We start from the raw sequence: 18,417 nt of genomic DNA on the forward strand, positions 1-18,417 counted from the left end.
GTGATGGCTGTCGCCTCGGCGGCCTACTGGGTGTTCTTTGCGTTCCTGTCGCAGATACTGGTCTACAGGCCAGACATCTCGTTTGCCGCGACAGGCATAGCGGTGCCGTCCGTTGAGGTGACCCCGTGCTGCGGAGCGCCCGGCTACGTGCCGATGCTGAGCGCCTACATCACGGACCACTTTTTGTTCTTGGTCATCCCGGCAAACGTCATCCTTGCATCCATAGTGTCGGCCATGGTGGGGTTCAACGTCGCGCTGAGCGTCTACGCGTACAGGCTCCGCAGGATGGTGCAGGCGGCGGCAAGCGTTGCTGCAGGCGGCGGAAAAAAGACGTCGGTCGTGGGCGGCATAGGTGCCGCGACCGGCCTCTTTGTGGGCTGTCCCACGTGCGCAGGCAGCATGGTTTCTGCGCTGTTTGGGCTAGGAGTGGCAGGCGCGGCAGGCACCGGGGCGAGCGCGCTGGCCCCGTTCCAGAGCGCGTTCATTGCCGCAAGCATCCCGGCGCTGGCAGTCGCGCCTTTCTTGCTTGCAAGGAGCATAAGGTCGATTTCACGGTGCGGTGCCGGCAGCAGTAGTAGTGGTGCCGGCAGCAGCAATGCCGGCGGCGGCAGCAGCAGCGTCGTCGGCTAGCCTGACCACCTGCATCATGTCAGGCGTGCGGATTACGTGCGCCGCAGCCCGGGCCACGTCGTCGTCCTTGGGCATGAACGCTATCCCAAGTCCGGCGCGCCTTATCATGCATATGTCAGAGCGCGTGTCGCCCACGGCAAGTGTCCTTGCAAGGGACACGCAGTATTCCCGGGCGTGTTTTTCGAGGTGGAACCGCTTGCACACAGACAGCTGGCAGTCGCAGCCTGCCTGCTCCCACCCAAGGGGCATCCTGACCCTGCCGGTCGCAACCGCGTTGCTACCATCACCAGCAAACTCTAGGTCGTTTGCCGACACAAAGTCCATGCCGAGCCGCCTTGCGACTGCGCCTGCTGCGGCGGTATAGCTGTCGCTTATGATGCCCGTCTTGAAGCCGCGCTCCTGCAGGGCGCGCACGGCCTTTTCGCAGTTTGCCGCCAGCGGTATGGACTCGACTGCTGACTCGATGTCCGACCTTTTCACGCCTGCAAACAGGGCCGCTATCATCTCTGTCTTGACAAAATTCGGCAGGTTGTTGCGCTCCTGCAGGGCGCGCACCTTGCCGCCGAGCCCCAGCCCTTCTGAAAGGGCAAAGACGAGCCGGCCCGAGAGGAGGGTGCCGTCCATGTCAAAAGCTGCAAGCCGCGTCAATCTGGTGTTCCTTGGTCGCAACCGCACTAAATTGTTTGCCGGGATTGGCTTATAGGCATCCCTGCCGGCACCATTCCAGTTGCAGGACAGAAAGTACCAGAAAAAGAAGGCGCTCGTGGAAAAGTTTGTCAAAAAGCACGGCAGAGTGGTGGATCACTCGGTGATCCTGAACAGCGTCGATGTCGACTATGACACGCTCATGCGCATCCTGGCCGAACTGCGGGCAGAGGGGCGCATTTCATAAGATAGCAGGCTGCGCTTTTTGAGCTCGCAGGTGCGTTTGAAAAAGAGGGCGGCGCTCACGCATGCACGCATGCACGCATGCATACGCACATACATACAATTGACAGAGGCATAGGCGGTATTATTAAATTCGGCAAGGTCCTTCTTCTTTTGTTTGCAATGACCATCGAGCCCGTTTCAATAGCGACCTCCATAGGGTTTGGAGGGGTTGCAGGCTTTCTGATAGGCTACGCGATAAAGAAGGTGATGAAGCTTGCGTTGATCATAGTAGGGCTGTTCTTTGCAGCCATTGCGTACCTGGCACACCAGCAGATCATCACCATCAACTGGGACAGGTTTGCGGCAAGCTCGCAGCAGGCAGTCACGGGGATTCAGAACGCCACCACAGGGGGAGGCGCCATCCCCGGCGCCGTCGACCAGACCGCCTCGGCGCTTGCAAACATCGGGATACCGCTCACCGGGAGCTTTGCCGCCGCGTTCGTCTTTGGGTTTATGAAGGGATGATGATAATGGCACCGCTCGAAGAACAGGCAGGACCCCGCTTCGCCCCGTTGCCACATATGTCGCTAGCTCACAAGTATTACGGGGCAGTCTGCCCCCTCTGACACCTTTCTTGCGACGCTTCCAAGGGCGGCGACCCTTGACGCCCCCCGCAGCCCCTTTGTGCCCATGACTATCAGGTCGCACTGCTCCTCCCTTGCAAACTGCAGTATCTCGTCGCTTGGGTAGCCGACGACCACCTTTACGTCGACGACAACATCCGGTGCCGCCTCAGAGTAGAGCTTCTCCCTCTTGGCGTTGAGCATCCTGGTCGCCTCTCCCTTTAGCTCCTGATAGAGCTCCTTCAGGTATTTCTCCATCGAGACGGTCTCGCCAGTCGCCTTGGAGTGCATCTGCGGCGGATGTAGCAGGGGCGGGACGGGGATCTCTTCGACTATGTTCAGCAGGGTTATTCTGGCGCCGGCGGCCCGGGCCACCTTGGCGGCGCATTCAAGCGACCGGTCTGAAGGGTCAGAACCGTCATGGGGCACCAGGATTTTCCTGTACGTTGTCTTCTTCTTTTTTTCTTGCTGCTGTCGTTGTTGTTGTTTTTCTGCCATTCTCTCTCACTCGTTCACCCTCTCTTCATCTTTCTTAATGGATGAGCATAAAGGGGCGGCCTGCAGATTCTGCGACCCTCCTTGCGACGCTTCCAAGCATCATCAGCCTGCGGGCGCCCTTTAGCTGCCTGCTTCCCATTATGATCATGTCGGCGCCCTCCTTTTCCGCGGTTTTGAGTATGACCTCGGCTGGGTCGCCCACCTCTATCATTGTATTTGCCTCCAACCCGGCCGACCGCGCTTTTTCCACCCTGTCCCCGAGCATGTTTTCGCCGCCCATCCTTATGATTCCCATCAGGTCCGCTTTGGCCTTGCCAAGGGTTGCCTTTTCCTTTATGAACGCAAGCAGGGCGCTTGGCGGGGCGACCCTGTCCTCCACCACATGGAGGAGTATGATTTTTGAGCCAAAAGGCTTTGCAAACCTGATGGCCTCGTCAAGCGCCTTGTCGGACATCTCGGACCCGTCGTGGGGCACCAGCAGACGTGAAAAATCGCTCCTTTTCATGCTGTACGACATTATTGATTGGAGCGGCACTATTTATTATGAGCAGGAGAAGGGCAGCGGCCGGCCTGTTTTCCTATGCGGCCGTCACTGTTTTACCGCTGCTGCCTTGCCTTGGCCTCAAACTCGCCTATCATGCGGTCAAGGCCCTCCTTTATCCTGCCCTTGGCAAAGACGCCGAGCATCGACCCGAGCTTGCCCAGCTTTAGGTCGGCGCTGACATCCACCCTTGTTTCGCCAGAGCCCGCAGGGGCTAGGCGTATTTCGACGACCGTGCCCTTTGCGTCTCCCTCTATCACCTCGCTCCGCAAGACCGAGCCGTTCTCAAGGGTGTGCTGCGTCTTTTGGTGCATCTCCCTGCCTGCCACCGTGACATCCTCCTCCACGGTGACCAGCGCACTGCCGTTACTGCCGTTGCCGTCAGATCTTTGCAGAACCTTGACCGACCTGTACCTGGCCGGGAAACGCTCTGGCAGCCTTTCAAAATCGGTTATCAGCGCAAACACCCTGTCCGGGGCGGCGTTGACAGTCCTCGAGGCTTCTACCTTGACCATCGGGCGTGGCAGTAGCAGGCAAGCCTATAAAGATTCTCATGAGCGAGACTAAGGGTTCTGCCAATTTGGGCGCCGCCAAGCAAAGGTCAGCCGAGCAAGAGCGACAGAGCAATCGAAAACGGGATGTGCAGGGTGACAACATCCGTCTTGGAATTGTAGACGCCGTACACGCCGTCGATGTCCAGCCTGTCAAATTTTTTGTGCAGGTAGGCAGAGTCGATTACCACGTCCCTTCCCCGGATGTCCATGTCTAGCCGGGTGCTTGCGCTGTCGAGCTTGGAGGGCCTGACGCCGACCTTGACGTCCGAGGCGCTTACGCTAAACCCCATGATGCCGCTGCGGTCGATCCTGTCTACCACGTACTCGCCGGGCCTGGACAGCACGTCCTGCTTTGCCTTGGTGCTTGGGAAGAGCTGGCTTGCGTCAACGTCCACCTTGTATTCGAACAGGCCGTCGAGCAGGCCCAGGGTAAAGGTCTCTCCAGTATAGGCGTAGGCAGGCTGCAGCCACCAGCAGCATTGCGGCCCGGCAGGCGACACAAGCACGGCAAAGACGACGAGGGCGGCAGCGGCAGCAAAGAGAGGCAGAGCTGTTGCTGCGGTAGCCCTGCTTTTCCTACTGCCTTTCCGTAGCGACATCAGCGATAGGCGAGCCTGCCAGGCATAGTAAATCCTTTACGGTAGATTCCTATAGAGGCTTGTTATTGTTGTTTTTGCTTTTGCGGCGCCGGAGCACATACACGCCGGCGGCAGCGGCCCCCGCTGCGGCCACAGAAGAATAGACTGCAAGCTGGGCAGGACTTTGGAAAGCCTGCTGCAATGGCCCCCCTCCTCCTGCTGATACAGCGGACGATGATAATAATGCCGCTATCACGTCCTTTGGCCCGATCCTGAATATCGTGCCTTCCGACAGCGACAGCACGTACAGCAGGCCGTCCGGACCCACCTCAACGTCTGTCACGCAGCCAAAGTCCGTGCCAAATATTATCTCGTCCTGCGGCTCGCCGGCTCCTGCCACGCCGTCCTGCAGAGGGCTTGCCTGCGCAAAGACAAACCCGTCGCGGCTTTCGTTCAGGACGAACCTGTAGAGGTTGCCGTTGTTGCAGTCCCCGACGAACAGGCTGTCCCCGTATTCCTCCTGGAGGGGGCCGGAGCCTACGAAGGCAAGGCCGGTGGGCGCGACCGGCCGCTCCCAGCTGAACTCGGGATCGCTGTACCTGTAGTCCAGGTACTGCGGAATGCGGGCCAGCGCGTCCTCTGTCGCCGGCCCCATCACCACGTCCCAGCCGCTGTTCATCTTTTCCTCAACCAGGTTTATCTCGTCGTAATAGTCGTCGCCGTTTTCCGTGTCCCACAGCCTGCCCGTGACGGGGTCTATGGCAAGCCCAAAGCTGTTGCGGACGCCGATGGCGTGATACGGGTCGCCTTCTCTGTCTATGCGCATTATCACGCTCGTGTCCTCGAACAGCTCCTTGGAGTGGTTCTGCAGGGCGCCGTACCTGCCGGCGTCGCCAAGCACGAGGTATACGGCGCCGTCAGGAGCCGCGACCATCCCGCCGCCGTTGTGGTAGAACTGGGTCGCCCGCAAATCGCGCAGCAGAACCGGGTTTGAAAGCGAGCTCCCGTCCCAGTCGTAGCTGTAGACGCGCTTGGCTATCGCCTCGCCGCCGTCCCTGTCTGACTCGCTAAAGTAGAGGTAGACCTTCTTGCTGCTGCCGCTGTTGCTGCTTCCCCCTTCGCCGTTTGCGACCACCACTGCTATGCCGAGCATCCCCTGCTCGCCTGCGTTTGCGACATTTGCGTCGAGCACGGGCTGGCCCTGCAGAACGCCGTCGCGGATGAGGCGCACCTGCCCGTCGGTCTTTTGCAGCACGAGCACGTCGCCTTCTCCGACAAAGGCCAAGGTGGTCGGGCTGTTGGGGATGATGGACGAAAAGCGCTCGACTGCAAGTGCGGGGTCGCGGAGCTGCGGCATCACGCCGGTAGGAGTGGCGCCGGCCGGCTGCGGCGCAAGCAAAGGAAACAAAGGCGACGGTGATGGCAATAATAACATCAGCAGCAACAGGGCGGGCACAAGCACGGCAGCAGCGGCTGGCGCTGTAGCGGGCATCAATAGAGGCCAGCGCGTCGTTTTATATTAACACATTGTGCATACGCGGGAAAGAAATGGGAGAGAGACGGCGCGGTGGAACAGGACCCCAGAAACGATTCAGCGCAAGGTAGCTTTAGAAGAAGAGGAAGCAGTTGCCGGCAACCTGCCTTCTTCCTCCAATTCTTCTCCCTCCTCCCCGCTACCGGCCCTGCGCCCGATTATGAATGGCAGGATAAAGGCCAGCTGGGCAAGAGCCACCACAGCGTATGAAACGTACAGTATCGTGCCCGGCGACTGTTTCAGCCCCGCCACGACTTCGGCCCGCGCGGCGCCAAAAAAGACGAGTGCCACAATCGCGGCCAGGGCAAGCACGTGCCAGGGGTTGTGCGCGCCCGACCACACCGTCCTTATCGAGCCGGTCCTGAACGCAAACAGCGCAAAGGCGGCCGCCATTGCGGCGTCTGCAAGCGACTGGTAGAGGGCGCCGTATTCCAGCCCGTAATTCTTAAACACCCACGGGGCCACCAGGCCAAACCTTGCGTCAGACAGCCCAAAGAGGAGCGGAGGGTTGCCGGTTATCACGTCGCCTATCAGGAAATGTGAAAAGGTGGCAACAGCGTAGGGGACGGTCCTGCGCCAGCCAAACACCGCGAAAATGGGAACATAGACTGCGGCCCAGAAGGTGAGCGAGTGTGTTATCGAATGGTGCGGAAAGAGCGGCGAGAGCATGAAATCCATGTCTGGCAGCATGGCCGCTGCAAAGATGAGCGGCAGCGAGAACGACGCGCCTTTCTTCAAGAAGGCCCTGTCGAGGAAATACGCCACCGCCATGTGGCCGGCAAAGAACATTTTTTGCGCCTGCGCCCCTCCTGCCATCAGTGAAGGGGAGCACCGGCTTATAGGTCATGTGACGGCTTTTTTCTTTCTTTCTCTAGCCGCGGCTGTACTTTTCGTATTTCCACCCGCTCTCGAATTCCTGGTGCCGCGCAAGGTCGTCCTGATTCTGAAACGGCTTGCCGCACCGGCTGCACACAAAGTTTGACATGGCAGTAGGCGTCACCTCAGGGTAGTCGGACCGCTCCTCGCGCGCATTCACGGCCTCCCTGTCCTTTATGCTCCTCCTGTCGGAGGAGGTGGGCCGGGTCCTTACGTTGGGCTCTACCCGTGCCGCATCGGTCATCTGCTGGCGCTGCAGCTTGCCCTTTGACCCGTGCGCGGATACCATCCTTCGGACCTGAGCTACATCGTTGTATACTGTGTACCCGTCCAGCATCTCGAGCAGCGCGGCAACGTCGGGGTCGTCGCGGATCCGCTTCTTTGCGTGATCGAGTATCTGCTGCTTGTACGCCGGAAACCGCAACCCATCCAGGCTGGCGACTGTTTTTTCAACAAGCGAGTCGTCGCCTGCTGCAACACGCTCCGCAGCTCTGTTAAGCCTGCCTGAGTCAGATGCCTGCGCGGCTGTATGATCGCTGGACAAAGAGGAATAGCGAAAAGACTGGGATGAGGAATTGACGTGGTCTTCTTCTTTTGGCATGTATCAAGATAATATATCTGCACGACAGCTTTAAACAGTTAGGGGGCGCCTTCTCTTTTGCGTTTGTTGCTCCGGGTGAGGCTACCTTTTCTCCCGTTTTCCTTTTGCTTTTCCGCCCCGCCTTTACGTTCTTTCTGGCCGCCGGTAGTAGCCGTCATCATCTTTGTTATTATCCGCTCGCACTCGGCTGCGAGGCTCATGGCCTTTGCCATGTCGCCCTTTTTCGCCCCCTTTAGTGTAAGGTCGGGGTTCAGGATCTGGTTAGAGTTGACGTTGCGCAGCCTGTTGAACTCGTTGAGCACCGCATAGTCGCCTTCCGCAAGCAGCCCCCGCGCTCGCAGCTGGTCTATCACCTGCTTGAACTTTCTGTGCACGTTGTCATGGGCCGTTTTCATGTAATAGAGCGAGTTGAGCCTCTGCTCAAGGTACTCGTGTGCGAGAAGTATCGCCTCAAGCTGCAGCCCCTGCTCGAAAACAGACAGGGCGTGGCGCATCACGTCGTCTATGCCGGTCCTGTGCCCGTCGTCAAGATCAATGTATGGAGGAGGCATGTCGCGGTATGATACAGACGATTCAGGCGAGCATGCATAATATAATAATATGTTATGGTCGCGCCTGCCGCGGGATAGAACAGGATGCCGGAAACCGGGTGCGTCCAGTGTTAAATATTTCCTGATACCTCATGCCAGTGAATGCAAAGAAAGAGAGGGATGATAATGATGCCGACGACAACAACGACAACGATGATCATGATGGCGCTGCTTGCATATTTTGCGGTGGCGTCGCTTTTTGCCGCACCACTTTTCTTGTCCACGGCCAGTGCCCAGCCGGCGCCGCCTGCGGTGCCGCCTTCCTTTAACACCGTAAGCGGCACCTATACGAACGACGAGGCAGGGCTAGAGATAACGCTGCCTGACGGCTGGAACGGCATCGCGCTGCCGGGGGCGACGGGCGTAACGTCGCTCATAGCGTCGCCGGAGGACTTTATCACGGACGGGCAGGACGGTGGAGGGGGCGACAGCACGCCGTCGGCCTTTATGTCGGTCATGATAGTCGACAAAAAGAGCGCACAGGAGGACACCGTGCCCGAGACGGCGCAGAGGCCTGCAGCCCTTCCCGAAGACTCCAAGACAGAATGCAAGCCAGTGCAGCAAGAGCCGGCCACCGTGAACGGCATGGAAGGCGTTATGGTCATCATAGAGTGCACCACGCAGGACGGCGAGTTCATCAAGACCAAGATGTATTCGTTCCAGAGCGAAGAGAGGTTCTTTACTGTGGCGTTTGGCGCAAACTCGGACTCGGCCTACAACGATAACGTGGCCAAGTTCGACGACTCGGTCAAGACGCTGTCGATAGATAACACGATAGAGGCGCCTGCGATACCCGAGTTCCCGGCGGCTGCGGCGCTCGCAGTCGCGGCTGCGGCGGCGATAGGCGCGACCGTCCTGCTTGGAAGGAGGATGGCATCGTCGTCGGCAGGCGGCGGCTTTTTTGCGGGGAAAAGTTAGTTAGAGTAGAAAGAGAGAGGTCTTTTTGTCTCTCCTTCTTTCTTTCCTACTTTTCTCCCTCGCCGACTGCTTCGCTTGACGTGCCGAGGAACGCCCTGCCGGCCGCAAAATAAACGAATATCGGTTTTTCGTTGCGCAGCATGTCGACTATGCTTGAGAACATCGAGCTTGGCAGGTGCATCCGGATTATCCCGTCCTGCTCGTAGTCGCTCTCGAACTTCATGTCCGGGTCGTTGAACCTTATCCAGGCTATCGTCTTGTTGTTGCTGTCGGACAGCTGGATCTGCGCCCTGTTGGTCTGGTAGCCGTCAGGGCCACCGTAGACGATGACGTTGTAGTAGGTGGCCTCCCGCCTGGCGCCCTTGGCGGCGGTGGCTGCGGATGCGACCATTTGCAGGCGCAAGTGTGCGCTCCTTTGATAAAAAAATTCCGACTCGCCTGGCTTGCAAAAAAAGGACGCGTCGTTGCGTTGTTACGCAGTGGCAGAGGGAGAAGACTTGCGGTACGGGCCCCTCGTGCGCCTGCGCGCCTTTTCCTCGTCGCCTGCCCTCTTCAGCATAAGGTTCTCCACTCCTTCTCCTCCGCCTTCTTCTTCGTCCTGACGGTGGGCGGCAAGCTCCTCTGCCGTTTCAAAGTGCGCTCCGCACCGGGGACACTCAAGTTCCATGGCGTATTTTCGCATTCATCGCATTTACGCATGGCTGCTGTGCAGATATAGCGCGCCGGGGCAATCACCACGTGGACAAGGATTTTGACGTGGCAGTGGTGGGCGCCGGCTACGCAGGGCTTGCATGCGCGCTCTTGCTGGGCAGGTACAGGCTCAGGACTGCTGTCTTTGATGGGGGCAAGACCAGAAACGCAGCCACGCGGCGCGTCCACGGCTATCCGGGGTTTGAAAGCTCGTCGCCGGCCGCCCTGCTTGCAAGGGTGCGCCAGGACGCAGGGCAGTACAAGTCTGTGACTTTTTTGAAAAAGGCCGTAGAGCATGTCGCCGCAAAAAAAGGCGGGAAAGGGTTTTCCATAAATGCAGGCAGCAACACCAACTACAATAACAACAGTAGCAACAGTAGCAGATCGTACAGCGCGAGGTACGTCGTCCTTGCGACCGGTGTGCAGGACATCAAGCCCGAAATTGCAGGTTTTGACAGGTTTGACGGCGACGGGGCATGGCATTGCCCCCACTGCGACGGTCCCGAGACTGCCGGCAAGAGGCTGGCCCTGATAGTTGCAGGCAGGAAAAAGCTGGAATACGCTAGAGAGTTTCTCGGGTGGACAAGCGACATCACCATCTTTCTACACGACTCACGGATCGACAGGCAGGAGCTTGAGGAAGCTGAGGAGCTTGGGATCGAGGTAATCGACGACACGGTCACAGAAATGTCCGGCAGGAAGGGCAGGGGAGTCAAGCGCCTGACCTGCGCAAGCGGCAGGCGCCACTTTACCGACCTGGTGTTCTACAGGCTTGGATACGTGGTGCAGAACAGACTTGCGACAGAGATTGGCTGCCGACTTGACGACGACGGGTACGTCAGGGTCGACGGCGAGCAGAGGACGAGCGTGCCCGGCGTGTACGCGGCAGGCGACATCGACACCGATAGGCACTTTGTGGTCTTGGCGGCTGCCGCCGGCGTCAGGGCGGCAATTTCGATATACGAAGACGTTGTGAAAAACGGCGGGAAGAAGAGGAGGAAAAGCGCGTAAATATCATGGGTGTGCCGGCAATGCTGGCAGAGAGAGAAGAAAGGCATGACGATGATGATGGCGACGACAATGGCGACGATAGCAAAATGGCAATAGACAGCATCAGTAGAGCCCTCCCCTGCGGGTGTAGTGGGGGCGATCATCGTAGCAGGCATGGTCGCAGTCAAATTCCTGCTGCTCTAGTCCAAGCTGAAGCGGCTGGTGGCATCTGGGCGAGAGATGAAGCAGGGCGGCTTATCTGAGCCGGCCTTACGGCGCGCCTCCGGCCTCGTCGTATACCTCCATCACCTTTGCCAGGCAGGTTACGCCGGGCGGAGGGTTGTCCGGCTCGTCTACCTGCAGATCAAGCCTCACTGTCAGCACCCCGAGTATCTGGGTGGCGCCGGTCTCGGTTATCGTCACGCGGTCCCCTGCCAGGCGCGCTTGGCTTTTAAAGCTGCCAATCTCGTCGATGCAGCCGTCCGGGCCGACCACCACCTTGTGCCCGTGCCACGACCTGTTTGCCACCTCCTCATCGTCGGCGTGCTGGGCTTCGTGCGAGTCAGAGGCATAGATGCCGGCGTCGGTCTGCACCACGTAGGCATAGACCGTCTTTTCTCCTGACGGGAGCGTCCTGCCGGCTGCTCCGTACACCTGTATGTAGGTATGGCCGTCCCCGTCGAGCCCAAAGCCTTTGATGTCAAAGTCTGCAAGCGGGCTGTCTCCCCTTTCGTCCTTGGCGCCGGGCTCTTCGCAGCCAAAGAACACATTGTTGGTAGTGGCGCCTGCTATCACGTCGTAGCAGGCGTCTATGCCCTTGCCCCCGTTCAGGCCGTCGTCGCCTGCGTCGCCGTAGAGCGTGTCCCGCCCTTCCTGCCCGTAAAGCCTGTCGTCGCCGTCAGAGCCGAGCAGGGTATCCTCGCCTTCGCCGCCCCACAGCTGATCGTCGCCGGCGTCCCCGTTCACCGAGTCGTTGCCGCTGCCACCGACTGCAATGTCGCCGTCAGGCCCGCCCCAGACGAGATCGTCTCCCTCGTTGCCGTACACCCTGTCGCTTCCTGAATCCCCGTGCAGCGCGTCGTTTTCAGGGCCGCCTGCTACCATGTCGCTGCCGGCGTTGCCCCAGACAGAGTCGGCACCGGCTTCCCCAAACAGCCGGTCGTCGCCGGCATCTCCCACAAGCTTGTCGTCGCCTTCCATGCCGTACGCCGTGTCATCTCCAGCGCCGGCCCAGACGATGTCGTTCCCGCCGCCGGCCTCAATGCAGTCGTTGCCAGCGTTGCCAAACATGGTGTCGCTCCCGCCAAGCCCCCTGACAAGGTCGTCGCCGGGCGTCCCGACAAGCACGTCGTCGCCGACCGTGCCGTCTATGACGCTGCCGTATGAAGACAGGGGCCGGCCGCAAAAGAGCACCGTTCAGGGCTGCTCCGGCGGCTCCTCGTCTACTGCTGCCGCGGCAGTAGCAGTAGCCTCCTGCGCGTACGAGATCCCCGGGCTTGACGCTGCTGCAAAGAGCATGCCTGTTGCTGCAGCAATAAACAGGGCTGCCAGCGTGACAGGACGATGGTGGCGCCTATGCATGCCCGTTCCAGAATCGCCTACCATATACATACTAGGGAGCACGCCTCTATTGCAATTTTACATGCCTATTTTTTGAGGAGGAGAGATGGAGTGGGGGAAGGCGGGTGCAGGCGCCAGAGCAGGCTTTGGGAAAACGCTTATCTCTTCAGTCCTGCAAGCGAAGAGCGGTTGGCTGTGGCGCAGGCAACAATAAGCGAGGACGTGATGAGGCTCATAATCAAGCAGGGCAACGTCGTGCTCGTAGGGAGCGTCAGCCCCGAAGGCACCCCAAACATTTCGCCGAGGTACGTGCTCGATGTCATGGGCGGCGAAAAGCTGCTCTTTGCGGACGCCTTTGAGAACAAGACATTCCACAACATTGGCTCGTGGCCCAAGGTGGCAGTAGCAGTCTTTGACAGGGACAGCGAGGGAGGCGGATACCAGCTAAAGGGCTCTGCCGAGATAGTCTCGGACCCGGAGGTCATAAAGCGCGCAGGGCAAAAGCTGAGAGAATTTGGCATCAACGCAGAGCCAAAGCGGGTCTGGCTCTTGCGCGTGGCCGAGACTTTCTCGCTCGAGCCAAGCGCCAGATCCAGGGCCCCGATATCGTCCGCGTACAGGTAACAATCACAACGTCCCGTAGCAACAGATGTGCAAAAGAGAGCAAGAAAAGAAAAGATGGGCGGGGAGGGGATGGAGAGGGAGGCCCGGTCACGGGCTGTCCAGCGCGGCCACCATGCTGTTAAAGTATGGCGGGACCGTGTTGTACGGATTGCCGCTCCCGTCGTTTGTCATGTACATGTACCCGACGTACGCCCTTGCCTGCCGGACATAGTTAGAGTCGAGGCTCCAGACATCCTTTGCCGTGAACGCAAAGTTCGACTTGGAGTAGCCGGGGTAGTACGTGTTTGACGACAGCTTGGAAAGCGACGGTGCGCCCGACCCTTCGTACACAGAGATGTTGGTCAAAAGGCCGATGTAGCCCCTGTCCACCTTGGCGCCGGGGTTGCCCTTGATGAAGGTGAACCCCTTGGACTTGGCATAATTCACGAGGTCCCTGTAAAAGGGCACCTTGTCTGCCGTGCTTGCCATCTCGTCGAGCATCAGCCCGTCGGTCTCCGGATACCATGCCCTGTACCTGTCTATCTTGACCTTCAGGTCGGCAAGGGTGTAGCCGGCCGGCTGCCTGCCCCACTTGGTCGCCATGTAGCCGAGTATGTGCTCCACCCCGGCGCCGTCCAGCTGGCGCACGGCGTTGTGGATGGTCGAACTATAGGAGGTTCCGGGCCCGCTCGACGGGTTGTAGGCCACCGAGAAGGGCACGAGCGGGTGCGCCTTTTTAGCCTTTATCACAGCGTTCCACATGCCGTTAGAGTCCCACAAGTCTGGGTACTTGTACAGCGGGACATAGACGCCTGTGGAGCGCATGCTGTTGCCGCTGCCACCGGTACTGCTGCTTGGAGCAGGTGGGCTACTGCTGCCGCCACTACCACTGCTGCTGTTTACACCACCCCCTGTCCGGTAGTAGGCCGTGATCCACGTATCCTCGCTCAGGGTGACGTACCGCTCCCTGTTGGTGCTCCCGTTCCCCCAGCGGTCAAAATAGATCCCGCCTGCCGAGTAATCGGAGGCAGTCACCTTGTAAGTAGTCCCCGTGCTTCCGGAATGGACCAGCTTTGTAAAGCCTGTCTTGACAGTCGAGCCCCCCGACTCGACTGTGATCCACATGCTGACAGGAGAGCCGCCTGTAGAGTAGCCCTCCACGATCAGGTTCGCGCCTGCCGCCTCCGCGGGCCCCGGCGCAAACAAGATGCCGCCGGCGACTCCGGAAAACAGCAACGCTGCGAGGGCAAGCGAAACCGCTTCCCTCATTGTCTTCTGGTATTGTCTACGATGCAACTCTTTTGAGACTTGGATCATGATTTAAAGCGATTGTGCGCACGCTCTCTGTACGTATTCCATAATTCTTTATGCTAATCGAAAACTATGATCAGATTCTAGGTGTGAAAATAATGTGAATATTTTGTACCATTTTTCGGTCAAAGCAGCCATTATTATGGAATATTTGCAGAGGCAGCTTCTTTGCTTGTCAGGGCGCAGTGCAGGCGGGCAGCCGTCGCCATCCGGCTGCAAAAGGCGGGTTTGCGGCAGCTGGAGCTTTTATAGGGCGCGGCGGGCATAAGAGCAAAGAGAGAGTTGAGAGGAGCAGAGAGGCTGCCGCCGTACCAAAAGGAGGGCGCGTACATACTGGCCCGCAACGGCCCTGAATACCACATCGCCAAGATCATCAGCGAGGGCGAGACTTCCAACCCCGGCTCTGTCGGAAACGCAAGCACAAAGTGCCTGCGGTATTACAAGAGCCACGAGTATTCGATTGCAGAGAAAGAGCCTTCCCGGGACGAGGTATGCAGGGCATGCCTGACAAAAAAGAGGCTTGGCGGCTGATGATGATGAGTAGCAGGGCAGCGCGCAATCAGCCCCTTGCGCGCAAAAGCGGCCGGGGTTGTAGCAGCAGTAAGACGGCTTGTCTGTAGAAAAACACCCGTACCCCACGTTATATGCACGGCTGGCCCCTTCCTTTTCTACGGCGCTGCTCGCATGACAGGTCCGGCAAAAGCGATGGGCATCGGGATAGCGATCTTTGCAGTCCTCATAGTGACTGTCGTAGCAGCAGGCATGCTGCCAATGCTGTCTGGCCTTGCCAAGGGGGCGGCACCCTTGCTGGCAGATAACAACAATGCCGCCGGCGGCAACAATGCGACTGAAGCGGCGCAGGGCCTGAAGGCGCTTGCGTCAAAGAACGCCGAGATGAAGGAGACGATGCGCCAAGAGATAGATCAGGAGGCTAGTGCCATGATAGACAAGTGCGCCGCGTCTGGCGATTGCAATGACCTTGGACTGTTGAAGGAGATGTGCGCCAACAACAACATATTGAAGCTGGAATCGTGCAGCGACCCAAGGCTCAAAGAGCTACTGGCTGGCGCGTAAAGAGCTAGGCTTAACGCCGGCGCAGAGAGATGATCAGCTGCAGCGCTTGCGCGAAAGTTCTTCTCAGCAACACACTTTTTATGTAGTAGCTCTGTGCCACAGCGTCAAGTCATAACAACAGACGCAGCTCTTGCCCTGCAATACAGAATACGGTCCAAGAACATAATTCAGTCCGCATCGTACGCCGCGAATAAATTCAAGCTATATTAAATACAGCGTGCGTGTTTATATCTCATGACTTCAGGGCAGTATTTTAACAAGGGAGTAAAGGCGCTCGATTCGCCCCACGTGGGGCACGTGGTGAGAGAAACCGACGACAAGATAGTGGTGTTTGGAGGCGGCGACGACAGGTACGATATCCCCAAGTCTGAAATCAAGTTTACAAGCGGCAACGTCCTGGTCGACCTGCCCATGTACGAGATTGCAAAGAGGTACAAGGTCAGCAGAGAGGTGCCGCTCCCGACAGGGAAGGCAACTAGGGATCCCTGGACCAGGCCGGAAAACGTCGACCTAGCCTCATACGAAAAAGAGTATCCAAAGTCCCTGTTTAACAAGGGCGTGAGGACAAACAACGAAGACCATGTGGGGCACGTCGTGAAGGAAACTGCCGACAAGATAGTGGTGTTTGGCCACTATGACTACAGGTTTGACATCCCCAAGTCAGAGATAATCGCGGTGGGGAGGAACGTCATAGTCAGGCCAGACTTTCCAGAGATATTGAAGTACAGGGTAGACCGCGATGCGCCCCTGCCTACGGGCGAGCCGATAGACAAGCTGGCAGAAGAGCAGTAGCAGTAAAAGCTCTTTTTCCTTATTTCTTGTTGTCGTCGTTGTTGTACCTTGGCGGGTTCTTGCATATCTTGAACTCTTGAAAAATCTTGTCGGCGTTTTCCGGCTGCACCCTGACGGTATCCCTCATGATCGTCTGCACCTGCCCAAGCGTGTAATAGTAGTTGCCCTTTTTGAACCAGATCTCGCCGGTAGCCGAAAAGAGCTCGTGCAGCTGCATTGTCAGCATAGAACGGATGCCTGCCACCCACTTAGAAGCCTTGGCCGCATTCTCTTGCAAGAGAACCAGAGGAAGAGAGGAAGAAGACGTTGTTTTGTGGTGGCTCCTTAGTCCAGCCCGCTGCCAAACACATACCTGCAGATTCTTGCGATCAGCCCGATCATGAGTAGCACAAACGCAACAAGAATAATGCAGAACGCCGCCGAGCCACTGTAGACTGATGTGTACGTGGCGGCGACATAGCTCTCAGCCGGCCCTATCAGCGGCAGAATGGCGACTCCGGCCACAGCCATCAAGATGTCATAGTTGCGCCTCAGCCTGCGCCCGGTGGTCTCCAGCCGACCACGGCTCATATCGTATTATTGCGGCTCCAGTCTAATAACCCAGCGCCCAATTGCTTCTGTCATACGTACTAACTCGCATAACGACAAGAAGCGGCACAAAGTTGAATGCAAAAAGAAGAGCATTAGATGTTCTGACCGGATTTACGTGGTCTTCGCTGACACATACACTTACATTGTAATTCCTGTCCTACATATCATAGAAAACAATTTGACGGTCTCGGCGACGCGGCATGTCAATACCAGAAAAGTCGGCATATTCTTGGCCGGAGCCGGCATTTTCCTGTTCCTGCTTTCGTTATTGGCAAACGTCGCTTACCTGATCCAGGGCGCGTGCTACCTGTCCTCAGGGTTGTTAGAGGGACTGGCAGACGAGTCTTGCACCAATGGATTTACGTCGCAGACGACCCAGACCCGGCCAATAGCAAGCACAGAATTTGCAATAGTCGCAGTGATAATTGCAGGCACTGGCGCGGCGCTATTTTATTATTCTAAAAATTCTTGACAGGCAGTGTGGTTGTTTCCAGCCCTAAAAAATGGTGCGGGCTAGGGTGGTAGGGGCGGGGAGCGAGGATGACGCTCTTGGCTGTCAGTGCGGCGTGGCAGGCATCGCGCCCAGCTGCTGCAGCAGGGGCAGCGTGTCTGCGCCGTGCCACCTCTCTATGCACTTGCCGTTGTCAAGAAAGCGGAGCACGGACGCGCCGGTCACGGCTATCTTTTTCCCGGCCGCAGGTATCCCGTTGAACGCCGACCCCGTGTGGGTGCCAGTCACAGTAAAGGTGCAGGCCACCCTGTCGCCCTCGGCCATCACGTTTTCCAGCTCCAGCCGGGCGTCGGGGAAGGCGGCCCAAAAGCCGCTGTAATACTGCTTGATGGCCTCGATCCCCTTTATCGTTCCCTGCGGCGTATAATAGATGGCCGCATTGTCGTCGTAAAGCTCGAGATAGTCGGAGCGCCGTGCAGGATCGCCAAACGCCCTTGCGGCATCCAGAGTAGCCTTCTTTAGTCTTTCTGCTCTTGCACCCGTTGTTGTTGCTGCTGACATGATGGAAAATATTCTGCCCGGATCCAGATAAGATTAACTAGAATTTGATTTCCGGGCCGTATCTTGCCGCTGCGGTATTGACGACCTTTTCAATGTCGGCGCGTCACACTCTCTTTATACTAGAATTCTGCTAAAAAAAGTTAGTGCCCAAGAAAAGCGGCACAAGTGCGAGCACAAAAGATGTGGAGAGTCTTTTTACTCCTTGTCGATGAACTCGTCCGGCCCGGGCGGCTCCGGATTGAGGCCCTTCCTCTTCCTCGTCTCTGCCACCAAGTTCTTGAATATCGAGTTTGGCACCGGCGCCCACGTCTTGAAGAACGTGGTCCACATGGCCTTGCCGGCAGTCCCGCCCCTCATCACTTCAGAGAGGTCGAACGTCTCCGACGCCGGCACCTCGCCCTGTATGATGGCGATGATGCCCTTTTGCTCGACGTTCAGGAGCTTGCCGCGCTTGCCTGACAGGATGCCTGCCACCGTGCCTATCTGCTCCTGCGGGCACTTGATCTCAATGCCGAGGATTGGCTCGAGCAGGACAGGGTCGGCTATCAGGATCGAGCCCAGCATCGCCCTCCTCGTCGCCGGCATCAGCTGCGCCAATCCCCTGTGCGCAGGGTCCTCGTGCGGCACAAAGTGGTGCAGCACAAACTTGACGCCCCTCACCTGCTCTTTGGCTATCGGGCCGTTCCTTATCACGTCGTCAAACCCCGACCTGATAGAGTCCATCGACTCCTGGATGAACTGGACGCCCTTGGTCTCGTCTACGAGCATGTTGCCCGACGGGTCGATGGCGACCACGCTCCTCGACTCGTCCGTGCCCCAGCCCTTTTCGCGCAGGATCTTGGCCATCTCCTTCTTGTCCATGTCCTCCTTGAGCTTGCCCGTCCTGATGAGGTCTACGATGTCCTCTGGCAGCGGCTCGACGCGCATGAATATCTTGTTGTGCTTGTTTGGCGACTTGCTCATTATGGGGCCGGCCTTTGC

General features: G+C 58.1%; 26 protein-coding genes and 2 pseudogenes. 10 read left to right on the forward strand and 18 right to left on the reverse strand.

Annotated features, from left to right (window positions below; all coding sequences use genetic code 11):
• Positions 1–630: pseudogene (locus WKI84_RS05340) on the forward strand (hypothetical protein); the annotation flags it as partial.
• Here the strand turns inward: WKI84_RS05340 and WKI84_RS05345 are convergent.
• On the reverse strand, positions 550–1,278 hold the full coding sequence (locus WKI84_RS05345; protein WP_337862495.1) for an HAD family phosphatase: 729 nt from the start codon (positions 1,276–1,278) through the stop codon (positions 550–552). The pseudogene WKI84_RS05340 and the gene WKI84_RS05345 overlap by 81 nt on opposite strands.
• A 79-nt stretch (positions 1,279–1,357) precedes the next feature.
• Between WKI84_RS05345 and WKI84_RS05350 the strand changes: the two genes are divergently transcribed.
• Both WKI84_RS05350 and WKI84_RS05355 read left to right on the forward strand, forming a co-directional pair.
• Positions 1,358–1,522, forward strand: a complete 165-nt coding sequence (locus WKI84_RS05350; protein ID WP_337862496.1) for a hypothetical protein — start codon at positions 1,358–1,360, stop codon at positions 1,520–1,522.
• Positions 1,523–1,680: 158 nt separating this feature from the next.
• Complete coding sequence (locus WKI84_RS05355) at positions 1,681–2,025, forward strand: FUN14 domain-containing protein (RefSeq protein ID WP_337862520.1); 345 nt, start codon at positions 1,681–1,683, stop codon at positions 2,023–2,025.
• Positions 2,026–2,087: 62 nt separating this feature from the next.
• Here the strand turns inward: WKI84_RS05355 and WKI84_RS05360 are convergent, their stop codons facing one another.
• The 8 genes from WKI84_RS05360 to WKI84_RS05395 all read right to left on the reverse strand — a co-directional run bounded on the left by WKI84_RS05360 (position 2,088) and on the right by WKI84_RS05395 (position 7,856).
• Positions 2,088–2,621 (reverse strand): universal stress protein, encoded by a 534-nt coding sequence (locus WKI84_RS05360; protein WP_337862497.1) that lies wholly within the window; start codon positions 2,619–2,621, stop codon positions 2,088–2,090.
• 34 nt (positions 2,622–2,655) lie between these two features.
• A complete protein-coding gene (locus tag WKI84_RS05365) occupies positions 2,656–3,156 on the reverse strand; it encodes a universal stress protein (RefSeq protein ID WP_337862498.1) in 501 nt (166 codons plus the stop codon).
• 62 nt (positions 3,157–3,218) lie between these two features.
• A complete protein-coding gene (locus tag WKI84_RS05370; protein WP_337862499.1) occupies positions 3,219–3,677 on the reverse strand; it encodes an SRPBCC family protein in 459 nt (152 codons plus the stop codon).
• Between the two features lie 86 nt (positions 3,678–3,763).
• Positions 3,764–4,315, reverse strand: a complete 552-nt coding sequence (locus tag WKI84_RS05375) for a hypothetical protein (protein ID WP_337862500.1) — start codon at positions 4,313–4,315, stop codon at positions 3,764–3,766.
• 49 nt (positions 4,316–4,364) lie between these two features.
• Positions 4,365–5,786: a PQQ-dependent sugar dehydrogenase gene (locus WKI84_RS05380; RefSeq protein ID WP_337862521.1), complete on the reverse strand. Its 1,422-nt coding sequence runs from the start codon at positions 5,784–5,786 to the stop codon at positions 4,365–4,367.
• Between the two features lie 99 nt (positions 5,787–5,885).
• Entirely contained in the window at positions 5,886–6,644 is a 759-nt protein-coding gene (locus tag WKI84_RS05385) for a hypothetical protein (RefSeq protein WP_337862501.1), read from the reverse strand.
• Between the two features lie 55 nt (positions 6,645–6,699).
• Complete coding sequence (locus WKI84_RS05390) at positions 6,700–7,248, reverse strand: hypothetical protein (protein WP_337862502.1); 549 nt, start codon at positions 7,246–7,248, stop codon at positions 6,700–6,702.
• A gap of 95 nt (positions 7,249–7,343) precedes the next feature.
• Positions 7,344–7,856, reverse strand: a complete 513-nt coding sequence (locus tag WKI84_RS05395) for a hypothetical protein (RefSeq protein WP_337862503.1) — start codon at positions 7,854–7,856, stop codon at positions 7,344–7,346.
• 141 nt (positions 7,857–7,997) lie between these two features.
• Between WKI84_RS05395 and WKI84_RS05400 the strand changes: the two genes are divergently transcribed.
• Positions 7,998–8,813 (forward strand): hypothetical protein, encoded by an 816-nt coding sequence (locus WKI84_RS05400; protein ID WP_337862504.1) that lies wholly within the window; start codon positions 7,998–8,000, stop codon positions 8,811–8,813.
• 46 nt (positions 8,814–8,859) lie between these two features.
• Here the strand turns inward: WKI84_RS05400 and WKI84_RS05405 are convergent, their stop codons facing one another.
• Entirely contained in the window at positions 8,860–9,204 is a 345-nt protein-coding gene (locus tag WKI84_RS05405) for a hypothetical protein (RefSeq protein ID WP_337862505.1), read from the reverse strand.
• A gap of 81 nt (positions 9,205–9,285) precedes the next feature.
• Complete coding sequence (locus WKI84_RS05410; RefSeq protein ID WP_337862506.1) at positions 9,286–9,480, reverse strand: hypothetical protein; 195 nt, start codon at positions 9,478–9,480, stop codon at positions 9,286–9,288.
• 71 nt (positions 9,481–9,551) lie between these two features.
• Between WKI84_RS05410 and WKI84_RS05415 the strand changes: the two genes are divergently transcribed.
• Positions 9,552–10,514, forward strand: coding sequence for an NAD(P)/FAD-dependent oxidoreductase (locus tag WKI84_RS05415; protein ID WP_337862507.1), 963 nt, complete (start codon positions 9,552–9,554; stop codon positions 10,512–10,514).
• 249 nt (positions 10,515–10,763) lie between these two features.
• Here the strand turns inward: WKI84_RS05415 and WKI84_RS05420 are convergent, their stop codons facing one another.
• Together WKI84_RS05420 and WKI84_RS05425 are read right to left on the reverse strand one after the other, a co-directional pair.
• Positions 10,764–11,906 (reverse strand): calcium-binding protein, encoded by a 1,143-nt coding sequence (locus tag WKI84_RS05420; RefSeq protein ID WP_337862508.1) that lies wholly within the window; start codon positions 11,904–11,906, stop codon positions 10,764–10,766.
• Positions 11,907–11,909: 3 nt separating this feature from the next.
• A complete protein-coding gene (locus WKI84_RS05425; RefSeq protein ID WP_337862509.1) occupies positions 11,910–12,098 on the reverse strand; it encodes a hypothetical protein in 189 nt (62 codons plus the stop codon).
• 150 nt (positions 12,099–12,248) lie between these two features.
• Between WKI84_RS05425 and WKI84_RS05430 the strand changes: the two genes are divergently transcribed.
• Entirely contained in the window at positions 12,249–12,677 is a 429-nt protein-coding gene (locus WKI84_RS05430) for a pyridoxamine 5'-phosphate oxidase family protein (RefSeq protein ID WP_337862522.1), read from the forward strand.
• Positions 12,678–12,764: 87 nt separating this feature from the next.
• Here the strand turns inward: WKI84_RS05430 and WKI84_RS05435 are convergent, their stop codons facing one another.
• Positions 12,765–13,925 (reverse strand): spherulation-specific family 4 protein, encoded by a 1,161-nt coding sequence (locus WKI84_RS05435; RefSeq protein ID WP_337862510.1) that lies wholly within the window; start codon positions 13,923–13,925, stop codon positions 12,765–12,767.
• A 324-nt stretch (positions 13,926–14,249) separates the two neighbouring features.
• Between WKI84_RS05435 and WKI84_RS05440 the strand changes: the two genes are divergently transcribed.
• The 3 genes from WKI84_RS05440 to WKI84_RS05450 all read left to right on the forward strand — a co-directional run bounded on the left by WKI84_RS05440 (position 14,250) and on the right by WKI84_RS05450 (position 15,833).
• Positions 14,250–14,498 (forward strand): hypothetical protein, encoded by a 249-nt coding sequence (locus WKI84_RS05440; RefSeq protein WP_337862511.1) that lies wholly within the window; start codon positions 14,250–14,252, stop codon positions 14,496–14,498.
• Between the two features lie 153 nt (positions 14,499–14,651).
• On the forward strand, positions 14,652–15,041 hold the full coding sequence (locus WKI84_RS05445) for a hypothetical protein (protein ID WP_337862512.1): 390 nt from the start codon (positions 14,652–14,654) through the stop codon (positions 15,039–15,041).
• 234 nt (positions 15,042–15,275) lie between these two features.
• Complete coding sequence (locus WKI84_RS05450; RefSeq protein WP_337862513.1) at positions 15,276–15,833, forward strand: hypothetical protein; 558 nt, start codon at positions 15,276–15,278, stop codon at positions 15,831–15,833.
• Positions 15,834–15,852: 19 nt separating this feature from the next.
• Here WKI84_RS05450 and WKI84_RS05455 read toward each other — a convergent pair whose 3' ends face one another.
• Positions 15,853–16,059 (reverse strand): hypothetical protein, encoded by a 207-nt coding sequence (locus tag WKI84_RS05455; RefSeq protein WP_337862514.1) that lies wholly within the window; start codon positions 16,057–16,059, stop codon positions 15,853–15,855.
• 98 nt (positions 16,060–16,157) lie between these two features.
• Positions 16,158–16,403 (reverse strand): hypothetical protein, encoded by a 246-nt coding sequence (locus WKI84_RS05460; protein ID WP_337862515.1) that lies wholly within the window; start codon positions 16,401–16,403, stop codon positions 16,158–16,160.
• A gap of 250 nt (positions 16,404–16,653) precedes the next feature.
• On the opposite strand from WKI84_RS05460, the gene WKI84_RS05465 reads away from it, so the two are divergent.
• On the forward strand, positions 16,654–16,896 hold the full coding sequence (locus tag WKI84_RS05465) for a hypothetical protein (RefSeq protein ID WP_337862516.1): 243 nt from the start codon (positions 16,654–16,656) through the stop codon (positions 16,894–16,896).
• A gap of 84 nt (positions 16,897–16,980) precedes the next feature.
• On the opposite strand, the gene WKI84_RS05470 is transcribed toward WKI84_RS05465, so the two are convergent.
• Together WKI84_RS05470 and WKI84_RS05475 are read right to left on the reverse strand one after the other, a co-directional pair.
• Entirely contained in the window at positions 16,981–17,436 is a 456-nt protein-coding gene (locus tag WKI84_RS05470) for an ester cyclase (RefSeq protein WP_337862517.1), read from the reverse strand.
• Positions 17,437–17,631: 195 nt separating this feature from the next.
• A pseudogene (locus WKI84_RS05475) lies at positions 17,632–18,417 on the reverse strand (elongation factor EF-2); the annotation flags it as partial.

It is taken from the genome of Nitrososphaera sp. (genome assembly GCF_037447015.1).
Lineage (GTDB): Archaea > Thermoproteota > Nitrososphaeria > Nitrososphaerales > Nitrososphaeraceae > Nitrososphaera.